Genomic DNA, 23,038 nt, shown 5'->3' with positions numbered 1-23,038 from the left:
CGCACTCACCGCGACGAAGGACGCGAATCCGCGAGCGGCATCGCCCGCCCCGCGGCCGCCGGCGTCCGGCGCCGGCGCAGCATGTCGCGCGTGATCCGCACGTGCTGCTCGGCGAACGCCTGCGTGGTCAGGTCGCGCTCGCGCAGGCACGCGGCGGCAGCCCGCGCGCAGTCGAGCGCCGCGACCGGATCGGCCGCGAAGCGGTCGGCGGCCTGGCGCATCGCCTGCGCGTCGAACGCCGGCACATAGGCGGCCGTATCGTGCGGGAAATAATCGCTGAGCCCGCCGACGTCGGACACGATCATCGGCTTGCCGACGGCTGCCGCCTCGAGCATCACGGTGATGCCCGACGCATGGAAGTTCGGCCGCAGCGGCACGACGATCACGTCGGCCCACGCGTACAGCTCGTGCTGCTTCGCGAGCCCCGACGCCGAGCCGATCTTCACGTTCGGCGCATGCCACTCGCGCGGCACGCGGCGCCGCGTCGCGAGCCGCACCTCGTAGCGCTCGTCGCCGCCGAACGCGGCGAGGAAGGTGCGCCAGTCGCGGTCGCGGTCGTTGCCGATCGCCGCGATCCGCAGCGGCCGGTTCGGCTGCCACTGGCGCGGCTCGATGATCGGGAAATCCTGCGTGTTGAGTCCGTAGTACACGAACTCCGCATCGCGCCCGAGATAACGACGGCACAGCTCGGCGTTGTCGCGGGCGAGCGTGGTCAGCGCGTCGGCGCGCGCGAGCAGCTTGCGGTACAGCCAGCGGCGCGGGCCGCCGAACGTGCCCCACTTGTCGAACAGCCACACGCTCTGCGCGAGCAGCAGCGGGCGCTTGCCCTGCGCGCCGGCGAGCTTGAGGATCAGCGACGCGGCAAGATGCTCCTGTTCGGTGTGTGTCCAGATCACGTCGGTGTTCAGCAGCGCGGCGCGGTTGCGCCACGCATGCACGACATCGAAACCGAGCGCCGCCTTCAGCGCGCGGCGCGCGAGGCTGGCGACGCGGTGCTCGCCGCCGTCCTGCGAATAGGACAGCCGGAATTCGTCGGACTCGGCATGGTGATAGCCGTACAGGCAGCCGATGTTCTCGCCTTTCCGGTAGGTACGCGGATCGGCGCCGTGAAACAGATGGACGTGGACTTTGGTCGCTGTCATTCAAGCGCTCCGGGTTCGGCCGCGCGGCATCGCGCGCGGCGCGTTCATGACGTCACCGGCGGCATGGCCGCACGGTGCGGGGCGACGGTGGCACGACGCGCATCGCGCGCGCCGCGGCGCACCGCGCGCCAGTGCGCGAGCACGCGGCCGCGCCGCGCGGTAGGCAGCGACAGCAGCACATGCGCGAAGCCCGGATAGACGCGCGTGCCGACCAGCGCCCACCACCACCACGCGATCTCGCGCCGTACCGGCGGCAGATGCTCGCGCAGCGTCAGTTGCAGGTTGTACGCGCCGTTGCTGATCGCGTTCAGTGACGCCGCGTCGCGCCGGTCGTCGTCGAAGCGTTCGGCCGGATAATGATCGACGGCGATCGCCGGGTCGTACAGCAGCTTCCAGCCCGCGCGCTGCACTTCCATGCTGAACGCGGTGTCGTTGTGGGTCTGCGCGCCGGCGCCGCGCAGCCGCGTATCGAAACGCAGCCCGCCGATCGCCGAGCGCCGGTAGCTCATGTTCGCGCCCTTCAGCGTGTCGACTTCGCGCGCGCCGCCGACACCCAGGTGATGATTGCCGACGATCTTGCCCGACAGCGTGAGCCGGCCGACCAACTCGCGCGATTCGTCGAGCAGGCGGCCCTTCTCGTGCACCCAGTCGCGACCGCCGACCGCGCCCACGCGCGGATCGGACAGGAACGCGGACTCGATGCGCGCAAGCCAGTCGGCGTGCGGCGCCGCATCGTCGTCGGTGATCGCGACGATGTCGCCCTGCGCGGAGTCGAGCCCCTTGTTCAGCGCGGCGACCTGGCCCGGCACATCGACCGGCACGATACGCAGCGGCAGCGCGCCGCCGACCGACGGATCGGCGAGCCGTTCGTGCGTGGCGTCGTCCTCCGGGCGCGCGACGACGATCACCTCGTCGGGCAGCCGGTGCTGCCGCTGCAGCGCCAGCAGGCAGCGCGCGAGGTCGGCGGGACGCCGATAGGTCGGAACGAGCACGGAAATTTTCATGGCGGTTCTCCAGTCGGCCGGTCAGGCGCTCAGGTATTCGTGCACGGCCGCATAACCGCGGCCGTAGCCGCGCGACTTCGGCGGCACGCCGTTGAAGATCCCGCCTTCCAGATCGACGCCCGCGGTGCGCAGGCGCTTGATCGCGTCGGCGATCTCGCCTTCGGTATGCATGCCCGAGCGCAGCACGAGGAACGTCGAGCCGGCCATGCGGCCGATGATGGTCGCGTCGGTCACCGCCAGCACCGGCGGCGAATCGATCAGCACGACGTCGTAGCGCTTGCTGAGCCCTTCGAGGTATTGCGGCAGGCGCGTCGACATCAGCAGTTCCGACGGGTTCGGCGGGCGCGTGCCGGCCGCGATGAACGACAGGCCCGGAATCGGCGTCTCGCGCACCGCGTCCTCGAGCGCCGACTGGTCGCTCAGCAACTCGGACAGGCCCGGCTGCGGCGTGAGGCCGAAGTAGCGGTCGAGCAGGCCGCGCCGCATGTCGGCGTCGACCAGCAGCACGCGCTTGCCCGAATGCGCGAGCAGCACCGCGAGGTTGACCGCGAGGAAGCTCTTGCCGATGCCGGGCGTCGGGCCGGTCAGCACGATCACGCGGTTCTTCGCGTCCATCATCGCGAACTGCATCGCGGTGCGCAGGCTGCGCAGGCTCTCGACGCTGAGATCCTTCGGACGCAGGCTCGCCAGGATCGGCCGCGCGCGGCCGCCGCCCTTCTCGGCCGCGGCGTCGAGCTTCGCCAGCTCGGCGCTTTGCGGCACCAGCCCGTACAGCGGCAGGTTGAACGCACGCTCGACGCGGTCGGGATCCTCGATGCCCTGGAACATGTTGCGGCGCAGGAACACGACGCCGGTGCCGAGGATCAGCCCGAGGAACACGGCGGCCGACAGGATCAGCACCTTCTTCGGCTTGACCGGGTCTCCCGGACGCAGCGCCGAATCGACGAGGTGGATGTTGCCGCCCGTGCCGGCCTTCTGCACCGATAGCTCCTGCACGCGGTTCAGCAGCAGCACGTAGATGTCCTCGGCGACCTTCGCGTCGCGCTGGAGCTGGACGGCCTTCACTTCGGTCGCCGGCAGGCTGCGGAAGCGGTTGCTGAACTTGTCCTTCTCGCCCTGCAGCTCCGCGAGCTGCTGCTTCGCGGCGATCACCATCGGATGCGAATCGGTGAAGCGCTGCGCAAGCGACGCGAGTTGCAGGCGCTGCGCGGCGATCTGCTGCTCGTACTGCACGCTGCCCTCGAGGTAGACCTTCGCCTCGTCGCTCGCGTTGATCGAGCCCGACGTGCGCTGGTACTGCGTCAGCGCGGCTTCCGCGCGTTCGAGGTCGGACTTCAGGCGCGGTTCCTCGCCCTTCAGGAAGTCGAGCATCTTGGTCGTTTCGGCCTGCTTCGCGACCACGTGCTGGTTCAGGTACGACTGCGCGAGCGCGTTCGCGATCGCGGCGGTCTGATCCGGGTCCTTGCCTTCGAGCGAGATCTGCACGACGCCCGTCTGCTTGCCCTGCTCGGTCACCTGGATGCCGGTCTGGAAGCCGCTGATCGCGTCGAGATCGTTGTAGCGGACCACCGTGAACTGCGTGCCGGGGCGCGCGGCGAGCTTCTGCACGAGCAGCGTCACGCCGCCGCCCTGCGCCGATTCGCCGACGCGGCCCGACAGCAGCCGGCCACCGTTCTCGTCGGCCAGCGCATAGGTGTCGTTCGGGCCGGCCGTCAACGTGAGCTTCTTGCCTTCGAGCGCGGGCGCGACACTGATCGAATCGATGTCGGCAACTTCACCGCCCCATGCATACGACTTGAGGCCGAGCCACGGCCGCGCCGGCACGCCCGGCGTCGCGACGCGCGCGGCGAGGCTGCCGATCACGGGCAGCGTCTTCGGCGCGACCGAGAAGTTCAGCTTGAACTGCTCGACGACCGGCGCGACGACGCCGCGGCTCTTGATGATTTCGATTTCCGCATCGGTCTGCGCCTGCTGCGGACCGGTGTTGATCATCGCGCCGGTCTGCGTCTGCGTCAGCGCCTGCGACGTGTTGTCGTTGCTCTCGACGCGCACGTGCACATCGGCCTGATAGACCGGCTTCGCGATGTAGCAGTAGAGGCCGGCGAGCGCGATGACCGTCACCGCGATGCCGAGCAGCAGCCAGATGTCGTCCATGATCACCTGGAGCAACTGGCCGAGGACGACGTCCTCTTCCTCGGTTTTGACGGACAGATCCGCGTAGGAGTGTTTCGCTTGCGTGTTCACCATTCGTTCCCGCTTGAGTGGTGCCGGGGCGGAGGCGCCGCCCCGGCGGGCTATCAGCGCGTGATTTGCTTCATGAAGAAAATCGTCTGAATCGTCGGCAGCACCTGCTGCAGCACACGGTTGAACTGCACCGAGCTGGCCGTGCTGACGTAGACGACGTCGAGCGGCTGAAGCGGGAAGCGGCTCGACAGCATCAGCGCGTCGGGCTGCGTCATGTCGAGACGGAACACTTCAGGCTTCGTCGGGTTGTCGCGCATCCCGCGCATCACGTAGATCTTGCGCGGGTTCGCATCGGTGTCGAGGATGCCGCCGCCCGCCGTCAAGGCATCGGCGATGGTCAGCTTGCCCTTGAGCATCGGCACCGTGACCGGCGTCTTGACCTCGCCCATGATGAACACGCGGCTGTCGCTGCGGTCCGGCACGTTGACGATGTCGCCCGGCTGCAGCATCACGTTCTGCCGCACTTCGCCGCGATCGAGCACGCCGTTCGCGTCGAGCGTGTAGAGCTTGCCGTCGCGCGTCAGGCGCACGCGCTGCAGGTCGGCGTCGGTGGTCGAGCCGCCCGAGCGCGAGATCGCGTCGACCAGCGTCAGCGGCACGTCGCTCACCGCGAGCGGGCCCGGCGTCTTCACTTCGCCCGTCACCTGCACCTTCTGGCTGCGGAACGACAGCACGCGCACGTCGAGCTGCGGATTCTTCACATAGCGCGCGAGACGCGTGGCCAGCTCGTCACGGGTCTGCGCGATCGTCTTGCCGGCCACGTGGATGCGGCCGACGAACGGGAAGAAGATCGTGCCGTCGGCGGCCACCGTCTGGCCGTAGGGATCGGCCTGGCCCGGCAGCGACGACGAATAGGGCTGCTGCAGCGCGCCCGCGATCGTCTGCGTCGTGTTGCCGCCGCTCGAGAACGACTGGCCCTGCGGCGTCGTCAGCTCGGGGTGGTCCCACACGGTGACGCCGAGGATGTCCTGCGGGCCGACGCGATACACGTACTGCGACGGATCGGTATAACGTCCCGGCGGCAGCGGGTGTTCGACCTGCTGCTTCTGCAGCTGGTCCATCACCACTTTGGCGTCGATGAAACGAACCGGATAGGTCTCGGCCGCTTCCTGCCGGCCTTCGTCCTTCAGGTTCGACGAGTCGAGGTAGTTGCCGGGCGCGGTTGCACAGGCTGACAGGAAAGTCGTCAGCGCGACGGCAAGCGCCACCGGGCGCATCGGGCGTTTCAGCATAGTTTCTGTAGCCATCCTTGAACCAGACGTTCGATCTGCGAGTAGCTCTCGCGGTAATCGGCCTCGGGGCCGCCGTGCGGATCGGCAATCTCGGCCCCTTCCCACTTGCCGAGCAGGTGGACCTTGCCGCGCGCGAACGGATCGACCGCTTCGACGGCCGCGATCTGTCCGCGCTCGCTGACGAGAATCAGGTCGGCGTCGCGCACGATCCGGCGCGACAGCCGCCGCGAACGGTGGGTCGTCGCATCGACGCCCCGCTCGGCGAGCAGGCGCCGCATCACCGGATCGATGCCGTCGCCGTCGTTCGCATGCACGCCGGCCGAGTGAAACGTCGGGCGCGGCCCGCCGCGTGACGCGAGGTGCGACTTGAACAGCATTTCCGCCGCCGGACTGCGGCAGACGTTCGCGTGGCAGACGATCAGGATGTTCCGGAACATGACGCCTCGTAACGAGTGACGGGAAAGGGTTACGCGCTTGCGCGCGCGGTGCCCGGCACGCGGGCCGCGACGGCCTGGCGCGAGCCCGGCCGGCCGATCGGGTGGTATTCGATGCCCTGCTCGCTCATCATCTCCGGCTCGTACAGGTTGCGGCCGTCGAAGATCACCGGCGCCTTCCACAGGCGGCCGAGCGCGACGAAGTCGGGGCTCTTGAACACCTTCCATTCGGTGACGATCACGAGCGCGTCGGCATCGCGCGCGGCCTGCGCTTCGTCGTCGACGAAGGTCAGGCGCTCGAGCCAGCTCGGGTGATCGGCGAGATCGAGCGCGATCACGCGGCGCGCTTCCTGCTGCGCGACCGGGTCGTACGCGGCGACGCGCGCGCCGCGCGACAGCAGCTCGGCAATCAGCTCGCGGCTCGGCGCTTCGCGCATGTCGTCGGTGTTCGGCTTGAACGCGAGGCCCCAGACCGCGAACGTGCGGCCCGTCAGGTCTTCGCCGAAGCGCGCGACGATCTTGTCGGCGAGCACGCGCTTTTGCGTGGCGTTGACCGACGACACGGCCTTCAGGATCTGCAGCGCCTGCCCGTGCGCGTCGGCCGTGCGGATCAGCGCCTCGACGTCCTTCGGGAAACACGAGCCGCCGTAGCCGCAGCCGGCATACAGGAAGTGATAACCGATGCGCGGGTCGGAACCGATCCCGCGGCGCACCGACTCGATATCCGCGCCGAAGCGGTCGGCGAGGTTCGCCAGCTCGTTCATGAACGAGATGCGCGTCGCGAGCATCGCGTTCGCCGCGTATTTCGTGAACTCGGCCGAGCGCACATCCATGTACAGCGTGCGTTCGTGGTTGCGGTTGAACGGCGCGTACAGCTTCTTCATCAGCTCGCGGGCGCGCTCGCCCGGCACGTCGTCGTCGCAGCCGATCACGATGCGGTCCGGCCGCGTGAAATCGTCGACCGCCGCGCCTTCCTTCAGGAATTCCGGATTCGACACGACCGAGAACATCTGGTCGCCGCCGCGCTTCGCAAGCTCCTCGGCGACCGCCGCGCGTACGCGCTCGGCCGTGCCGACCGGCACCGTCGACTTGTCGACGATCACCTTGAAGCCCGTCATGTAGCGGCCGATGTTGCGCGCCGCCGCGAGCACGTATTGCAGGTCGGCCGAGCCGTCCTCGTCGGGCGGCGTGCCGACCGCGATGAACTGCACGTCGCCGTGCGCGACCGCGGCTTCGACGTCGGTCGAGAAGCGCAGGCGGCCGGCCGCGCGGTTGCGCGCGATGACTTCCTTGAGGCCCGGCTCGTGGATCGGCACGCCGCCGTTGTTCAGGACGTCGATCTTTGCCTGGTCGACGTCGAGACAGAACACGTCGTGCCCGATGTCGGCGAGACAGGCGCCGGTGACAAGACCTACGTAACCGCTGCCGATGATAGTCAGATTCATGATGTGTCGGACCTCGTGACCAATGATTCGAAAATCGTTAAACCGGAATGCCTGCGTGGCACTGCCGCTCGGGAAAATGCCGGGCCGCCCCGGGTTTTCCGCTCCGCCGAAAGTCCCGTCGGGGACCCGGCGCGAAGCGGCAGGCCCGGGGCGCTCAATAAGCGTTGCTGCCGGTGAAGCCTTTCCAGAGCGTCAGCGCGACGATCTTGATGTCGAGCCAGAACGACCAGTTCTGCATGTAGTACAGATCGAGCTTCACGCGTCCCATCATCTTCTCGATCTGGTCGGTCTCGCCGCGAAAGCCGTTGATCTGCGCCCACCCGGTGATGCCGGGCTTGATCCGGTAGCGGAACATGTAGCCCTTGACCAGATCCTTGTAGATGTCGTCGTGCGCGAGCGCATGCGGGCGGGGGCCGACGACCGACATCTCGCCCTTCAGCACGTTGATGAACTGCGGCAGCTCATCGAGACTCGTGCGGCGCAGGAACCGGCCGACCGGCGTCACGCGCGTGTCGTTCTTGGTGGCCTGCGTGATCTGCCCGGCCACTTCCTGATGCACCTTCATCGAGCGGAACTTGTAGATCTCGAACTCGTGCCCGTCGATGCCCTTGCGCTTCTGGCGGAAGAACACCGGCCCGCGCGACGTCAGCTTGATCAGGCCGGCGATCAGCACCATCACCGGCGCGAGCATCGCGAGTGCCGCCAGCGCGAACAACCGGTCGAACACGAACTTCGGCAGGATCCGCACATCGGTGATCGGCGACGCCGCGAGATTGATCGCCGGCACGCCGAGCACCTCGACCACCTCCTGGTTGAAGAACGACAGCGTGCGCACGTCCGGGATGAAGCGGATATTCACGAAGTCGTGGCGGAACACCGTCACGATCTGGTGAATCCGGCGCTCCTCCGAAACCGGCAGCGTGAGCCACAGCTCGCTGATCGCCCGGCTGCGCACCAGCCACACCAGCGATTCGAACTGCCGCTCGATCCGCACGTTGTCGAGCGCGACTTCGCCCGGCGCTTCGCTTTCGTCGTACACGCACACCGGGTTGAAGCCCGCTTCCGGCCGCGCCCGCATCTGTGCGATCAGCCGCCGCGCCGCCGGCGTGCCGCCGACGATCGCGACCGCCTTCAGGTTGTAGCCGCCGCGGCGCAGTTGCCGCAGCACGACGTGCACGCAGGCCTTCGAGCCGGCCAGTAGCGCCATCGTCGCCAGCGCCCAGTAACCCAGCCACAGCCGCGACAGGTCGCCCGACTGGTGAAAGCTGAAGCTCATCAGGATGCCGGCGAGCTCGACCGCGAGCCACGCGAACGCGACACGGCCCATCAGCCCGACGAGACGCTTGCCGCGCCACGACTGGTAAATGCCGACGGCCGGAAAGAACACAACGACGAGCAGGCAGTCGAACAGCACCGTCGTGCGCTGCAGGTCGTTGAGCCAGATGCTGCCGCCGTGCAGCGCGGCGGCGATCAGCGCCCCCGTCACGACCATCGCGATATCGATGATTCTCGCCAGCACGCTCAACATGTCTGCTTCCTCTCTGAACAGGCGTTTGCCGAACAGCTCCTTGCGCAGCCCGTGCCGCACATTCGATTCAAACGTTGCATGACGCTATTGAAGCGACAAGAAAATTTCTCCTCAAGCGCACAAGTATTTCGAAAAATAATCGGAAAATCTTGCCACGATATTTTTTAATTAAAGCGGCACGTTTTCCCGAATTGTTCAGGATTTGGAAATTTTTCGGAATCTTTACAATTTCCGCTCATCCTTTGCGGGCGGTCATACCCGGCCGAATCGCGGAATTATTTTTTATTTTTTTATTGGCATCGGATGCTATCGATGAAAAATTTCCCGGACGCGTGCCCGGCGAATACCGGGCAATGGGTCCGGTTTTATTGTCGATTTACTTCATGCTAAAACGATAGGCACTGACTTCAACCGTGGAGAGTGTCATCATGAATGCTCCGGCCGTGGCAGCCGAAACGCGCCCTTCTTCTTCCGCCGCACCCGCCGCCGGCACGCGCCTCGCCGTGCAGCCGGTGATTCTTGCCGGCGGTTCCGGCACACGCCTGTGGCCGATGTCGCGCGAACGCTTTCCGAAACAATTGATCGGCCTGCTCGGCGATCATTCGCTGCTGCAGTCGACCGCACTGCGCCTCGACGGCCTGACGGCCGCCCATCCGCTGAACGACGACGTGCTGATCGTGTGCGGCGAGGATCACCGCTTCACGACCGCCGAACAGCTGCGCCTGACGGCCAAGCGCGCGACGATCATGCTCGAGCCGCTCGGCCGCGACACCGCGCCCGCCCTGACGCTCGCCGCGCTGCGGCTCGTCGCCGGCGGCAACGATGCGGTGATGACCGTGATGCCGGCCGACCATGCGGTCGCCGACCTGCCGCGCTTCCACGCGGCCGTCGCGGCCGGCGTGCACTGCGCGGCGCAAGGCAAGATCGCGACGATGGGCATCGTGCCCAAGCACGCGGAAACCGGCTACGGCTACATCCGCGTCGGCGCGCCGCTCGGCGACGCCGCAACGGGCAGCCTCGACGTGCGCCGCCTCGACCGTTTCGTCGAGAAGCCGCATCTCGAACTCGCTCAGCAGTACGTCGCGTCGGGCGAATACTGGTGGAACAGCGGCATCTTCATCGTGCGCGCCTCGGTCTGGCTGAAAGCGATCCGCCAGCTCGAACCCGCGATCCACGCGGCCTGCGAACAGGCCGTCTCACAAGGCAAGGCCGATGGCGACTTCTTCCGCGTCGATCGCGATGCGTTCGCCGCGGCGCCGTCGAATTCGATCGACTACGCGGTGATGGAGCCGCTCGCCAGCCTGCCGCAACTGTGCGAGAGCGTCGTCGTGCCGCTCGACGCGGGCTGGTCGGACGTCGGCTCGTGGGACGCGATCTGGCAGATCTCGCCGAAGGACGATGCCGAGAACGTCGGCCGCGGCCACGTGCTGTTCGAAGACGCCGAATCGACATTCGCGCATTCGGAAAGCCGGCTCGTCGCCTGCGTCGGCACGCAGAACCTGGTCGTCGTCGAAACGCCCGACGCCGTGCTCGTCGCGGACAAGTCGCGCGTGCAGGACGTGAAGAAAATCGTCGGGCGCATCAAGGCGCAACGCGGCGCGGAAGCGACCGATCACCGCAAGGTGCATCGCCCGTGGGGCCACTACGACTCGATCGACATGGGCGAGCGCTTTCAGGTGAAACGCATCGTCGTGAAGCCGGGTGCGCAACTGTCGCTGCAGATGCACCACCACCGCGCCGAACACTGGATCGTCGTGCGCGGCACCGCGTGCATCACGCGCGGCGACGAAACGTTCCTGCTGTCCGAGAACGAATCGACGTACATCCCGCTCGGCGTCTCGCACCGCCTGGAAAACCCGGGCAAGATGCCGCTCGAACTGATCGAAGTGCAGTCGGGCGCGTATCTCGGCGAGGACGACATCGTCCGCTTCGACGATACCTACGGCCGGCAGTAATGCATCACGCGCCCGGGGCGCCGCTTCGACAGCGGCGCCCACGGGCGTGGCAGGCAGCAGGATGGTAAGACGGGACTTCCGCGCGGGCGTCGTGGCACACGACGGCCCGCGCGTTTCATTCGAACGGCGTTCAGCCTACGCGGTACTCGTATTCGCGACGCTCCGGCTGCACCGGATCGTTGCGGCCTTCGGACAGCGCACCCGAGTGACGCTCGGCGATGAAACGCTTGATGTCCGACTCCGCGCGCGCCAGCGCGGACAAGCCGGCCAGCACCTCGCTTTGCGGCGCGCGCGCCGGCTCGTCGCTCGCACCGTGGCGATCGATCCACTGGCGCGCCCAGTCGAGCGCGTACTGCTCCGCTTCCTCGGCATCGGTGAAGCGCGGACCGATGAGGCCCGAACGCTCGACGCGCCGGTCGTCCTGCGTGATCTCGGCCCACGCGCGATACATCAGGTTCTGCACGGGCTGCGCGATACCGCAGATCGTATAACCGCGATATTCGTCGACCTGCGGTTCGGCCGCGGCGAAGCTCGCCGACGACGGACGCGCATGACGCAGTTCCGCGGCCGGCGCGCCGGGCACCGCGAACGACGCACCGGACGGATCGCCCGTTTCATCGTTCGGCATCGCGCTCACCGACGCACCTTCGCCCTCCCAAACGTTTGCCTGCGCAACCGGCAATTGCCACGATTCGGGGTTCTGCCAGAACACGCCGCGCAAGCGATCGTTGTCGGGCACGGTCTCCGCGCGACGCGCGGGAACGACCGCTTCCGGCGGCGGCGGAATATACGCGAACGTGCGCCCGCTGAACTGGGTCAACGCATCGATCATCTGCAGCAACGTGCCGTTCGCGAGCCATTCCTCGTAGCGGCGGCGGCACGTCGGCCCGGACGGATAACGGCCGGGCAGCTTGGACCAGGCTTCACCGGTCGTCAGGATCCAGAGCACCGCGTTGGCAACGACGCGCGGTTCGGCTCGTGGACGTCCACGACGATTCAGCCGGATGGGTTCATCGGCGATCAGCGTTGAAAGACGAAACCACTCTTCATCGTTAAGCTCATCGAAGAACATAGTAGATCTCTCCACGCAGCCAGGCCGGGCTGCGATTGGCGGCGCCGTCGCGACGCTTCGCGTCACGTGGCGGCCAGGTTGCACGTTATGGTTATCCGGTGTTGTGCAGGCCGGCGCGACACCGCACTTTCACGGTGCCGCCATTCCCGGCAATGGCGCACAAATCACGGTCTCACTCCAATGTGGGAATTTTTGTGCACGAAGCATACCATCCTCAGGGTTTATCTCAATATGACAATGACTTAATGTTACGCACTGAAACAACCTGCCATGGATAGGTAATCTATTTACGCATGAATTTTTTTGCGAGATCTTTATGCCCTCCGCTGCAAAAGCCCGCCTGGCGGGGCTCCGCAGGGTCTGAAGAATGCCCGAAAATGGGCCTTTTCGGGCTGCTCAGACCCTTGCCGGCAACAATCTCCCGAATTGCTTCCGAAAATCGGTAAATCGGAGGAAATTTCGTAACAAGATATTCACGAATCGGTAAATCATTCAAATACCATTCAGTCGAATTATCTCCATACACAATCTCTTTATTGTTTCTACGCGAGTGATGAAAACATGGTGACGCACGATGCACATTGTTTCTCCGCATGCAAATCGTGACGCCTGTTACATCTTCGCGGCGACCGGCGAGCGCCAGTACCGCACCGTGTGCGGAAATCCTGTTTCGGGTCGGAACGGAAAAACGGAAACCGGCGTGCAGGACGCGCGCGTCAGCGCAGATCGCCGGCCAGCGACGCGGTTACGTCCACGTCCACGCGCTGCGGCGGCATCGTGTAGGCCGGGTGATCGCAGCCGATCGACAGCCCTGCCCCGCCCTTGAGCACCGCGCGCATCGGCGCGTCGAGTTCGAAGCGCACGAAGTGCACGGCCGAGGTCTTCTCGGCATTGTCGCGCCCGAGATCCTCGTCGGCGTGCGCGTAGACGCGCGCGTGCCCGTCGACCTGCAGGTACACGCGATCCTCGACGCCGATCAGCCGCGCGAGCGCCGCGCGCCGCTCGACCTCGTGCTCGTATTCGATCTGCAGCGTCGCCTTCAGGTTGGTGCCGTCGGGCACGAGCGGCAGGTACGCTTCCAGTTCGCCTTCGATGCCCGCCTCGTCGAAGATCTTCTCGATGTGCAGCATTTCCTGGATCTGATAGCGGATCGTCGTCTCGTCCTCGAACAGGAAACGCAGATGGTTGCCGAGCGCCACCGCGCGGCGGCGCTTGTACGCGACGAGCCGCGCGTGTTCGGTCCTGCGGATCTTCGCGTACGCTTCGAGCGTCAGCAGGGAGTCGCGGGTCAGCGTCATGGGATGTCCTCGTGGGTCGGCCGGCATCGGCTCAGATGCCGTACGCGCGGCGCAGCAGCGTGAGCGGATGCGCGAGCGGCGCGGACGGCAGCCCTTTCTCGTCGATGCCCTGCACGATGTGATGGCCGGCGAGCGCGCAGTCGGACGACACGAAATCCGGCTTCGGCTCCGCCATCGCCTTGAACACGGGCGCGCCGATCCGCATCGCGTCCGCATGGAATTCCTTCTTCACGCCGAACGTGCCCGCATGGCCCGAGCAACGCTCGACGACATTCACGCGCGTATCGGGCACGAGCGACAGCGCGTCGGCCGTCTTGCGGCCGATGTTCTGCACGCGCGCATGGCACGGCACGTGATACGACACGGTGCCGAGGCCGGTCTTGAAATCGGTCTTCAGCAATCCGTCGCGATGCCGCGCGATCACGTATTCGAATGGATCCCAGAATGCGTCGGCCACCGCGCGCACGGTTTCATCGCCGGGGAACATCAGCGGCAGTTCGCTCTTGTACATCAGCACGCAACTCGGGATCGCGCCGATCAGCGCATAACCTTCGCGCGCATAGCGTTCGAGCACGGGCATGTTCACGGCCTTCTTCGCGGCGACGCCCGCGAGGTTGCCCTGCTCGAGCAGCGGCATCCCACAGCAGGCTTCGCGCGTGACGAGTTCGTACGGGATGTCGTTGTGCGCGAGAATCGCGAGCAGGTCGTGGCCGATGCCCGGTTCGTTGAAATTCACGTAGCACGTCGCGTAGATCGCGACCTTGCCGGGCGTGCGTTCGCCGTCGCGCACGGGCGGGTTGGCCGAGCGCTTCGCGGCGCGGCGGAACTTGCGCGGCGCGAACTCCGGCAGCCACGCGTTGCGATCGACGCCGAGCGCCGCTTCGAGCGCATGCCGCGCCGGCGGCGTGCGGTTCACCGCGTTCACCGTTTGCGTGACGATCGGGATGCCCGCGAAATGGCCGAGCGCATCGGTGTTCGACAGCACCTTGTCGCGCAGCGACGCTTCGCCGCGCTGGTAGCGCGCGGCCTTGCCGCGCAGCATCAGGTGCGGGAAGTCCACGTTCCATGCGTGCGGCGGCACGTATGGGCATTTCGTCATGTAGCAGAGGTCGCACAGATAGCACTGGTCGACGACCTTGCCGAACGCCTCCTTCGGCACTTCCTCGATGTCGCCCATCGGCGTGTCGTCGACCAGATCGAACAGCGTAGGGAACGCGCCGCACAACGACACGCAGCGCCGGCATCCGGCGCAGATGTCGAACACGCGCGTCATTTCCGCATCGATCGCGTCCTGGTCGTAGAACGCATCGGACTGCCAGTCGAGCGGATGCCGGGTCGGGGCTTCGAGACTGCCTTCCTTGTGGGGCATGGGGCGCTCCAGCGTGGCGCGCATGCGCGCGAGCGCGCCGCCCGCGCGCTGCGGGCAGCGATGAACGAACAGCCTGCCGCTGGCCGGTCACCCGGCACGTGCCGTGCGGCCCGCGGCGGCCCGTCAGTCGACGAGACTGTCCAGCGCCTTCGTATAGCGGTTCGCGTGGCTGCGTTCGGCCTTCGCGAGCGTCTCGAACCAGTTCGCGATTTCGTCGAAGCCTTCGTCGCGCGCCGTCTTCGCCATGCCCGGATACATGTCGGTGTATTCGTGCGTTTCGCCGGCGATCGCCGCTTCGAGATTCAGCCGCGACGAGCCGAACGGCAAACCCGTTGCCGGATCGCCGACCGCTTCCAGATATTCGAGATGGCCGTGCGCATGGCCGGTTTCGCCTTCGGCGGTCGAGCGGAACAGCGCGGCGACGTCGTTCTGCCCTTCGACGTCAGCCTTCGAAGCAAAATACAGATAGCGCCGGTTCGCCTGCGATTCACCCGCGAATGCGGCCTTCAGGTTCTCTTCGGTTTTGCTGCCCTTGAGTTGAGCCATTTGCGCCTCCGTGCGAGTCGGCGCGGCCGCGTATGAAGCCGGGCCGATGATGTATGTGGGGAACGATGCGTTTGCCGGGGCGCGCGCATCGCGCTCTTTAATCTAGGCGCTCGCGTTCGCATCCCCCAATAGGCTTTTTCAATGCTGGCGATAGTGCCGGGCGGAAAGCGGGGGTCGTCGGGCAGGCGGGTTCAGCGCGCGGCTCATGCGTCACGCATCCGTCGCGCGCCTGAGCAGCAATTCGCGTTCGCGTTCGTTGCGCGTCAGTTCCGCCGCGCGGCGGAACTCGAGCTTGGCCTCGTCGGTGCGGCCCAGCTTCGCCAGCAGGTCGCCGCGCACGCTCGGCAGCCAGTGATAGCGCACGAGCGCGGGATCGTCGCGCAACGCGTCGACGAGTTCGAGCGCCGCGGCCGGCCCGAACGCCATGCCCACGGCCACCGCGCGATTCAGCTCGACGACGGGCGACGGCGCGACTTCGGCGAGCGCGTCGTACAGCGCGACGATCTGCGCCCAGTTCGTGTCCGACGCCTGCCGCGCGCGCGCATGGCAGGCGGCCAGCGCGGCCTGCAGCGCATACGGCCCGCGCACGCCGCCGAGCTTCGTCGCCCGTTCGAGCGCCGCGAGACCGCGCCGGATCAGCAGCGGATCCCAGCGGCTGCGGTCCTGGTCGAGCAGCAGCACGGGCCGGCCCTGCGCATCGGTGCGCGCATGCATGCGCGACGCCTGCAGCTCCATCAGCGCGACGAGCCCGAGCACTTCGCTCTCGTCCGGCGCGAGCCCGGCCAGCACGCGGCCGAGCCGCAACGCCTCGTCGCACAGCGCCGGACGCGTCCAGTCGTCGCCGGCGGTGGCCGCATAACCTTCGTTGAACACCAGGTAGATCACTTCGAGCACCGATGCGAGCCGCGCGGGCCGCGCATCGGCGGCCGGCACCTCGAACGGCACGCGCGCCGCCGCGAGCGTGCGCTTCGCGCGCACGATCCGCTGCGCGATCGTCGGCTCGGGCGTCAGGAACGCGCGCGCGATCTCGCCCGTCGTCAGCCCGCCGAGCAGCCGCAGCGTCAGCGCGACCCGCGCATCGGTCGACAGCACCGGGTGGCACGACGTGAAGATCAGCCGCAGCAGGTCGTCGCCGAAGTCGTCGTCGCTCGCATCGGCGAGTGCATCGGCGATATCGGGAACGACATGCGCTTCGAGCGCGTCCATCTCGTGGCCGAGCTGGTCGCGCTTCGCCGCGTGGAGCGACTCCTGCCGGACGCGGTCGAGCGCACGACGCTTCACGGCCGTCATCAGCCACGCGGCCGGGTTGTCGGGCACGCCGTCGACGGGCCAGTGCTCGAGCGCCGCGACGAGCGTGTCCTGCGCCAGCTCCTCGGCCACGCCGACGTCGCGCACCACACGCGCGGCGCGCGCGATGATTTTCGGCGCCTCGATCCGCCAGACCGCTTCGATCGCACGATGCGTCGCCTCACGCGTCACGACGCGTGCCCCTGCGCGGTCGCGTCCTGCTCCATGTACATCAGCTCCCACGTGTGGCCGTCCGGATCGGCGAACCCGTGGCCGTACATGCCCGGATACTCCAGCGGCGGACGCGGCGTGGACCCGCCGGCCGCGCGCGCCTTCGCGACGACTTCGTCGACTTCGGCACGGCTTTCGCACGACAGGCACGACAACGCCTGCACGTGCGTCGCCGGATCGACGATGGTCTTGTCGGTGAAGGTCTGGAAAAACGGCCGCACGAGCAACATCGCGAAAATCGTGTCGCTGATGCGGATGCAGGCGGCCTGGTCGTTCGTATAGGCCGGCACGACCTCGAAGCCGAGCCCCTGGTAGAACGCCTTCGAGCGCGGCAGGTCGGTCACGGGCAGGTTGATGAAAACCATTTTGTGCATGACGGGTACTCCGGTAGGAATGGATTCAGGCTTCAGGCGAGAATTCAGGCGGTGTTGCCGCGGCCGACGTGGAGTTCGCGGAACCGCTCGACCGCGTCGCTCGGCGTGAGGTCGTCGAGTTCGAACAGCGGCCGCACCTCGATCTCGCAATCCATCTCGGCGCCGAACGGCGCGGGGAACCGGCGCGTCCATTCGAGCGCCTCGTCGCGCGAACGCACCTGGATCAGCGTATAGCCGGCGATCAGCTCCTTCGTTTCGGCGAACGGGCCGTCGACCACCGTGCCCTTGCCGCCCGTGTAGCGCACGCGCCAGCCGCGCGCGCTCGGCCGCAGCCCGTTCGCATCGAGCAGCACGCCGGCGTTCGCCAGTTCCTCGTGATAAACGGTCATGGCCTCGACCAGCCGGTTGTCCGGCAACGCGTCGGATTCGCTGACGGCGTTCGCCCGGATCATGATCATGAATCGCATCGTTCACTCCTTGTCGTCGGTGGCAGGAGGCGTCCGTTCATCGGCGCCTTATCCTGACGACGGGCGGCACCCGGCCGAATCGACACGCGCCGCGACGAATCAGGGTAAATACCGAGTCACGGCATTCACAGGAAGCACGGGCCGACCGCGCGCACCTCGACCGTGCACCATTGCGCGGCCGGGCACTGGCGCGCGATCTCGATCGCTTCTTCGCGCGTGTCGACGTCGACGAGGAAGAAGCCGCCGACCATCTCCTTGGCTTCCGCGAACGGGCCGTCGAGCAGGCGCGTCTCGCCGTCGCGCACCTGCACGCGCGTGCCGCGCTCGGAGCGCTCCAGCGACTCGACGCCGCGCAGCACGCCGCGCGCCTTCAGCGTCTCGGCGAAATCGACCATCCGCGCGTACAGCGCCTGCCCTTCGTCGAGCGTGCGTTCGGCACGCTGGTCGGTCGGCTCGACAATCAACAGCATGTAAGACATGGGCTTCTCCTCTGGGGACGGGGTGCGGCAGCGTTCGCTGCGCGATCCGCGTGCGACACCCGATGCGAAAGCGTAACAGCCGCGGCAGGGCCTGCCTGCATCGTTAGCCATCCGGAACTGGCCGGACGGCCATTTCCGCCGCTTCCCGAGATTTTGCCGTCAAGATGCCTTCCCGAACTGTCGGATTTTCTTCCAGTGGACCCGCCCATGTCACGCCTGCTTCCGTCGCTTGCCGTTGCGCTATCGCTCGCCCTCTCCTTCCTGCCGGCCGCGGCTGCGCTGCCGGTCAGCGCCGGCTGCGGCGGCGCGACCACGGCCATCGCCGACCTCCGCAGCGCCCGCGGCCCGTCGCCGCTGGCCGGGCAAACGACCTCGATCGAGGCGGTCGTCACCGCGGCGTTCGGCGGCGCCGACGGCCTCGGCGGTTTCTTCGTCCAGCAGGCCGACGCACAGCGGCGGCATCGGCCGGGCGTCCCGGAAGGCCTGTTCGTGTACGCGCCGAAGGTGCGTGCGAACGCCGGCGATCTCGTGCATCTCACGGGCAGGGCCGACGACCGATACGGCCGCACGCAGCTCGTGCTGTCGGGCGGCATCGCCGTCTGCGCACGCGGGCAGACGGTCACGCCGGCGACGCTCACGCTGCCGGTCGCCACCCCGGCCGTGCTGGCCGCGCACGAAGGCATGCGGGTGCGCCTGCCGCAAACGCTGACGGTCAGCGATACCCACGAACTCGGCCGCTACGGCAGCGTCGTGCTCAGCAACGGCCGGCTGCGCATCCCGACCCAGGTCGCGCCGCCGGCCGAAGCCGCCGCGCATGCGGCGGCCAACGCGCGCAACCGCATCGTGCTCGACGACGGCTCGAACCGCCGCGATCCCGCGACGGTCCGTTATCCGCCGCCCGCGCTGAGCGCCGCCAACACGCTGCGCGCGGGCTACACGGTGCGCGGCGTCGAAGGCGTGCTCGAACTGCGCTACGACACGTGGCGACTGCAACCGGCAGCCGGCGCGGCACCGGTGTTCGACGCCGCCGCGAATCCGCGTACCGATGCGCCGGGCCGGCATCCCGGCGCCGATGTGCGCGTCGCGTCCTTCAACGTCTTCAACTATTTCAACGGCGACGGCCAAGGCGGCGGATTCGACACGCCGACCAACCGCGGCGCGAAAACGCACGCCGTGTTCGTGCGGCAGGAAGCGAAGATCGTCGCCGCGTTGCGTGCGCTGCGCGCCGACGTGATCGGGCTGATGGAAATCGAGAACAACGGCTACGGCAACGCGAGCGCCGTGCGGCGTCTCGCCGCGCAACTCGGCGACGGCTGGCGCGCGGTCGATCCCGGCACCGCGCGGCTCGGCCGCGATGCGATCGCGGTCGCGCTGCTGTACGACAGCCGCACGGTCGAGCCGGTCGGGCGCGCCGCCACGGTCTCGCTCGGCCGCCGGCACCGCCCGCCGCTTGCGCAGACGTTCCGGCGCATCGGCGGCATGCGCGCGTTCACCGTCGCGGTCAATCACCTGAAGTCGAAGAACTGCCCGCACGCCACCGGCCCCGACCTCGACCAGTCCGACGGCCAGGGCTGCTGGAATGCGGCACGCACGCGGGCCGCCACGCGCATCGCCGACTGGCTCGCTATGTCGCCGACGGGTGCCGCGGCCGACGGCGTGCTGCTGATCGGCGACCTGAACAGCTATGCGAAGGAAGATCCGGTCCGCGCGTTCGAATCGCGCGGCTACGCGAACCTGGTCACCCGCTTCGTCGGCGATGCTGCGTACAGCTACGTATTTCGCGGCGAAGCCGGCAGCCTCGACCACGCGCTCGCCACCTCGACGCTCGCCGCGCGCGTGAAAGCCGTGCACATCTGGCACATCAACGCCGACGAACCGGTTGCACTGCAATCCGTGCCCGATTACAAGACACCCGCGCAACGGTCGTCCTACTACGCACCCGACGCGTACCGCTCTTCGGATCACGATCCCGTCATCGTCGACGTCGCGCTTGACGACAGCGGCACCGGGCCGGCCTCGGGCACGAACCGTGCTCCCCGAAACAGCGTGGACTAGTGCATTTGCATCAGCACAACGCGTGCAACGGCACTATTTACCTGACGACCCTGGCGACGCCATATTTACCGTGCATTCATTTCGTATCGCTGCCCGATACGCCGACTCGCCCGATTGCGAAATTTTTTCAACCGCTGCGCCGCCCCGCGCGACAGGGCTTCGCGGCGATCCTGCCGACGAATTGAAAATTTGTCTCGAAACTCAATCGGATCAAGTGAATCACACTAGTTGCTGGGATTCGTCTTATCTTCAAATTAGCCTTGAATCGAAGGAGGATAAACACCATGGCACTCACCGACTCGATCGAACACAAGCTGGACCGGGGCCTGTCCGACATCCGGCGCACCGGCCGGCGCGTGGGCCGCACGACGCGCTCGGCCGCTCGTGACCTGCACGCCGACGTGACCGACGATCTGCGCGGGCTGGTCGACGAACTGGAAGACCTGCTGAAAAACGATGGCGACGGCGATATCGCCGCGCTGCGCAAGCGTGTGCAGTCCCGGCTCGATGAAGCGCGCAGCACGCTCGACCACGCGCCGGGCAGCGCGGCCGCCCGGCTGCGCGATTCGGCCGAACGCGTGTCGCAGGCCGTGCACGACAACCCGTGGCAAACCGCCGGTGTCGTCGCGGGCCTCGCATTCGTTGCGGGCCTGCTCCTTGCCCGCCGTTGAACGGCGCCGGCCGCCCCGCTGCCCGCACCGTCCGTCCTCAATCAGACAACGAAGGAGAATCGCCATGCAGAAATCTCTCGCCATGAAAGCCGCCGCCGCCGTGATGCTCGGCAGCCTCGCGCTCGCCGGCTGCACGACCACGCCCGACAAACCCGAAAACGCGTCGACCAGCGCGTCGAAGCGCCAGTCGATCGACGCCAGCGTGAACGCAACGCTGTCGCGCCTCTATTCGACGGTGCCGGGTTCGCGTGAGCTCGTCGGGAAATCGCGCGGCGTGCTCGTGTTCCCGAACGTGCTGCAGGCCGGCTTCATCGTCGGCGGACAGTCCGGCAACGGCGCGCTGCGCGTCGGCGGCAGCACCGTCGGCTACTACAACACGTCGTCGCTGTCGGTCGGCCTGCAGGCCGGCGCGCAGTCGAAGGCGATCGTGTTCCTGTTCATGACGCAGGATGCACTCGACTCGTTCCGCAAGTCGGACGGCTGGGCCGCCGGCGCCGACGCATCGGTTGCGGTCGTGAAGGTCGGTGCGAACGGCGCGGTCGATACCACCACGGCCACCGCGCCGGTCGAGGTGCTAGTGCTGACCAACGCGGGCCTGATGGGCGACCTGTCGGTGAACGGCACCAAGGTCACCCGGCTCGATATCTGACGACGCGGCGCGCGGCCGTCGGCCGTGCCCGCTTCCCGGCAGCGCCGCGGCCCCGGCCGCGGCGTTTTCGCATGGGTCGTGCGCAGCGGCTATGATGGCGGCACCTTTGCGGGCATACTCCGGTTGGGCCGCCCCTGCGATGCGTTTCGCCGCGAACCCGTGACGTTCGCGAGCCGATCGCGCCCCGGGCAACGAGATTCAATCAAACCAAGCATCAATCTGCGCAAATGCCACCCATGGATAGCGGACACCACGACCACCAAAAGTTCTTCTATTTCCTGCTGTTCGCGGTCACCGTCGGCATGTGCGGGATTCTCGCGCCGTTCTCCGGCGCCGTGTTCTGGGGCACCATTCTCGCGATCCTGTTCCAGCCCGTGCAGCGCTGGCTCGCCGCGCGTTTCGGCAAGCGGCGCAACCTGGCCGCGCTCGTGACGATGACGCTGATCATCCTGATCGTGATCCTGCCGCTCGTGTTCGTCGCCGGCACGCTCGTCCAGGAAATCGCTTACGTCTACCAGGAACTCAAGACGGCGCAGCCGAACTATGCGCAGTACTTCCAGGACATCATCCACGCGCTGCCGACCTCGATCCAGCGCCTGCTCGCGAAATACGGGCTGACCAACATCCCCGGCATCCAGAAGAAGCTGGCCGACGGCGCCGCGCAGATCAGCCAGTTCGCCGCGGCCCAGGCGTTCAGCATCGGCCAGAACACGTTCCAGTTCATCGTCAGCTTCGGCGTGATGCTGTACATGGTGTTCTTCCTGCTGCGCGACGGCGGCGAGATCGGCCGCCGCGTGCGCCGTGCGCTGCCGCTCGACGAGGAGCACAAGAACCTGCTGCTCGCGAAGTTCACGACGGTCGTGCGCGCGACCGTGAAAGGCAACATCGCGGTCGCGCTCGTGCAGGGCGCGCTCGGCGGGCTGATCTTCTGGATCCTCGGCATCCAGGGCGTCGTGCTGTGGGGCGCGCTGATGGCGTTCCTGTCGCTGCTGCCCGCGATCGGCGCGAGCCTCGTGTGGATACCGGCTGCGCTCTACTTCCTGGCGACCGGCGAGATCTGGAAATGCGCGATCCTCGTCGCGTTCTGCGTCGGCGTGATCGGCCTCGTCGACAACCTGCTGCGTCCGATCCTCGTCGGCAAGGACACGAAGATGCCCGACTGGGTCGTGCTGATCTCGACGCTCGGCGGGATGGCGCTGTTCGGCATCAACGGCTTCGTGATCGGGCCGCTCGTCGCCGCACTGTTCATGGCGAGCTGGGACATCTACGCGCGCGCCGAACAGGTCGAATGACACCCCGCGTGGCCGCGTGCCACGCACTCGGCTGCCGGCGGTCCACGCACGTGCGGAAGCTTGCGCATCGCCGCCGATGCTGCCCGCTTCGCATTGCTCCGCATGTTCCCTCTCCTTTGCCGCGTGACCAGAAAAAAAGGCGGCGTGACGCGTCTGTCACGCCGCCTGCTTGCTGGTTATCACTTTAGGGAGAGAGGCCGGGACAATATATGGGACAAGTCCTAAACTGAGGCCCGTTTGATCGAACTCACCGCGTTCGACAAC

21 protein-coding genes are annotated in these 23,038 nt (G+C 67.2%); 6 read left to right on the top strand and 15 right to left on the bottom strand.

Annotated features, from left to right (window positions below; genetic code table 11):
- Window positions 1–5: 5 nt before the first annotated feature.
- The 7 genes from VL15_RS29360 to VL15_RS29330 form a co-directional block, all read right to left on the bottom strand.
- Window positions 6–1,142 carry a glycosyltransferase family 4 protein gene (locus VL15_RS29360; RefSeq protein ID WP_048250192.1) on the bottom strand — a complete coding sequence of 379 codons (1,137 nt, stop codon included), beginning with the start codon at window positions 1,140–1,142 and terminating at the stop codon, window positions 6–8.
- Window positions 1,143–1,186: 44 nt separating this feature from the next.
- On the bottom strand, window positions 1,187–2,146 hold the full coding sequence (locus VL15_RS29355; protein WP_048250191.1) for a glycosyltransferase family 2 protein: 960 nt from the start codon (window positions 2,144–2,146) through the stop codon (window positions 1,187–1,189).
- Between the two features lie 21 nt (window positions 2,147–2,167).
- Window positions 2,168–4,393 (bottom strand): polysaccharide biosynthesis tyrosine autokinase, encoded by a 2,226-nt coding sequence (locus VL15_RS29350; protein WP_048250190.1) that lies wholly within the window; start codon window positions 4,391–4,393, stop codon window positions 2,168–2,170.
- Window positions 4,394–4,443: 50 nt separating this feature from the next.
- Window positions 4,444–5,622, bottom strand: coding sequence for a polysaccharide biosynthesis/export family protein (locus VL15_RS29345; RefSeq protein WP_048250189.1), 1,179 nt, complete (start codon window positions 5,620–5,622; stop codon window positions 4,444–4,446).
- Window positions 5,616–6,059, bottom strand: coding sequence for a low molecular weight protein-tyrosine-phosphatase (locus VL15_RS29340; protein WP_048250188.1), 444 nt, complete (start codon window positions 6,057–6,059; stop codon window positions 5,616–5,618). Before VL15_RS29340 ends, VL15_RS29345 begins: the two co-directional genes overlap by 7 nt.
- A gap of 29 nt (window positions 6,060–6,088) precedes the next feature.
- Complete coding sequence (locus tag VL15_RS29335) at window positions 6,089–7,501, bottom strand: UDP-glucose dehydrogenase family protein (protein ID WP_048250187.1); 1,413 nt, start codon at window positions 7,499–7,501, stop codon at window positions 6,089–6,091.
- A gap of 154 nt (window positions 7,502–7,655) precedes the next feature.
- Entirely contained in the window at window positions 7,656–9,029 is a 1,374-nt protein-coding gene (locus tag VL15_RS29330) for an undecaprenyl-phosphate glucose phosphotransferase (protein WP_048250286.1), read from the bottom strand.
- Between the two features lie 74 nt (window positions 9,030–9,103).
- Here VL15_RS29330 and VL15_RS42855 point away from each other — a divergent pair, with 74 nt between their 5' ends.
- Together VL15_RS42855 and VL15_RS29325 are read left to right on the top strand one after the other, a co-directional pair.
- Window positions 9,104–9,427, top strand: a complete 324-nt coding sequence (locus VL15_RS42855) for a hypothetical protein (RefSeq protein ID WP_196319637.1) — start codon at window positions 9,104–9,106, stop codon at window positions 9,425–9,427.
- A 30-nt stretch (window positions 9,428–9,457) separates the two neighbouring features.
- Window positions 9,458–10,984, top strand: a complete 1,527-nt coding sequence (locus VL15_RS29325) for a mannose-1-phosphate guanylyltransferase/mannose-6-phosphate isomerase (RefSeq protein ID WP_048250186.1) — start codon at window positions 9,458–9,460, stop codon at window positions 10,982–10,984.
- Window positions 10,985–11,114: 130 nt separating this feature from the next.
- Here VL15_RS29325 and VL15_RS29320 read toward each other — a convergent pair whose 3' ends face one another.
- From VL15_RS29320 to VL15_RS29285, 8 genes are all read right to left on the bottom strand, one after another.
- Window positions 11,115–12,056 (bottom strand): transposase, encoded by a 942-nt coding sequence (locus VL15_RS29320; protein ID WP_048250185.1) that lies wholly within the window; start codon window positions 12,054–12,056, stop codon window positions 11,115–11,117.
- A gap of 716 nt (window positions 12,057–12,772) precedes the next feature.
- Window positions 12,773–13,354 carry a DUF3501 family protein gene (locus VL15_RS29315; RefSeq protein WP_048250184.1) on the bottom strand — a complete coding sequence of 194 codons (582 nt, stop codon included), beginning with the start codon at window positions 13,352–13,354 and terminating at the stop codon, window positions 12,773–12,775.
- A gap of 31 nt (window positions 13,355–13,385) precedes the next feature.
- The gene (locus VL15_RS29310; RefSeq protein ID WP_048250183.1) at window positions 13,386–14,723 is read right to left on the bottom strand and encodes a heterodisulfide reductase-related iron-sulfur binding cluster; all 1,338 of its coding nucleotides are present in this window, start codon (window positions 14,721–14,723) and stop codon (window positions 13,386–13,388) included.
- A 123-nt stretch (window positions 14,724–14,846) separates the two neighbouring features.
- Complete coding sequence (locus VL15_RS29305) at window positions 14,847–15,269, bottom strand: rubrerythrin family protein (RefSeq protein WP_048250182.1); 423 nt, start codon at window positions 15,267–15,269, stop codon at window positions 14,847–14,849.
- A gap of 210 nt (window positions 15,270–15,479) precedes the next feature.
- Window positions 15,480–16,748 carry an RNA polymerase sigma factor gene (locus VL15_RS29300; RefSeq protein WP_048250181.1) on the bottom strand — a complete coding sequence of 423 codons (1,269 nt, stop codon included), beginning with the start codon at window positions 16,746–16,748 and terminating at the stop codon, window positions 15,480–15,482.
- Window positions 16,745–17,161 carry a VOC family protein gene (locus tag VL15_RS29295; protein ID WP_048250180.1) on the bottom strand — a complete coding sequence of 139 codons (417 nt, stop codon included), beginning with the start codon at window positions 17,159–17,161 and terminating at the stop codon, window positions 16,745–16,747. The genes VL15_RS29300 and VL15_RS29295 overlap by 4 nt, the downstream gene beginning before the upstream one ends.
- Window positions 17,162–17,205: 44 nt before the next feature.
- Complete coding sequence (locus VL15_RS29290; RefSeq protein WP_034185146.1) at window positions 17,206–17,628, bottom strand: YciI family protein; 423 nt, start codon at window positions 17,626–17,628, stop codon at window positions 17,206–17,208.
- A 125-nt stretch (window positions 17,629–17,753) separates the two neighbouring features.
- On the bottom strand, window positions 17,754–18,107 hold the full coding sequence (locus VL15_RS29285; RefSeq protein WP_034185206.1) for a YciI family protein: 354 nt from the start codon (window positions 18,105–18,107) through the stop codon (window positions 17,754–17,756).
- A 207-nt stretch (window positions 18,108–18,314) separates the two neighbouring features.
- Between VL15_RS29285 and VL15_RS29280 the strand changes: the two genes are divergently transcribed.
- The 4 genes from VL15_RS29280 to VL15_RS29260 all read left to right on the top strand — a co-directional run bounded on the left by VL15_RS29280 (window position 18,315) and on the right by VL15_RS29260 (window position 22,774).
- Window positions 18,315–20,162, top strand: coding sequence for an ExeM/NucH family extracellular endonuclease (locus VL15_RS29280; RefSeq protein WP_048250179.1), 1,848 nt, complete (start codon window positions 18,315–18,317; stop codon window positions 20,160–20,162).
- Window positions 20,163–20,446: 284 nt separating this feature from the next.
- A complete protein-coding gene (locus VL15_RS29270; RefSeq protein WP_048250177.1) occupies window positions 20,447–20,833 on the top strand; it encodes a DUF883 family protein in 387 nt (128 codons plus the stop codon).
- Between the two features lie 64 nt (window positions 20,834–20,897).
- Window positions 20,898–21,482: a YSC84-related protein gene (locus VL15_RS29265; protein WP_048250176.1), complete on the top strand. Its 585-nt coding sequence runs from the start codon at window positions 20,898–20,900 to the stop codon at window positions 21,480–21,482.
- A gap of 236 nt (window positions 21,483–21,718) precedes the next feature.
- Entirely contained in the window at window positions 21,719–22,774 is a 1,056-nt protein-coding gene (locus VL15_RS29260) for an AI-2E family transporter (RefSeq protein WP_048250175.1), read from the top strand.
- Window positions 22,775–23,038 lie beyond the last annotated feature (264 nt).

Origin of the sequence: Burkholderia cepacia (genome assembly GCF_001039005.1) — a bacterium.
Lineage (GTDB): Bacteria > Pseudomonadota > Gammaproteobacteria > Burkholderiales > Burkholderiaceae > Burkholderia > Burkholderia theae.
Note: the sequence above shows the minus strand (reverse complement) of the source record. Positions and strands in the feature narration are given on the sequence as shown.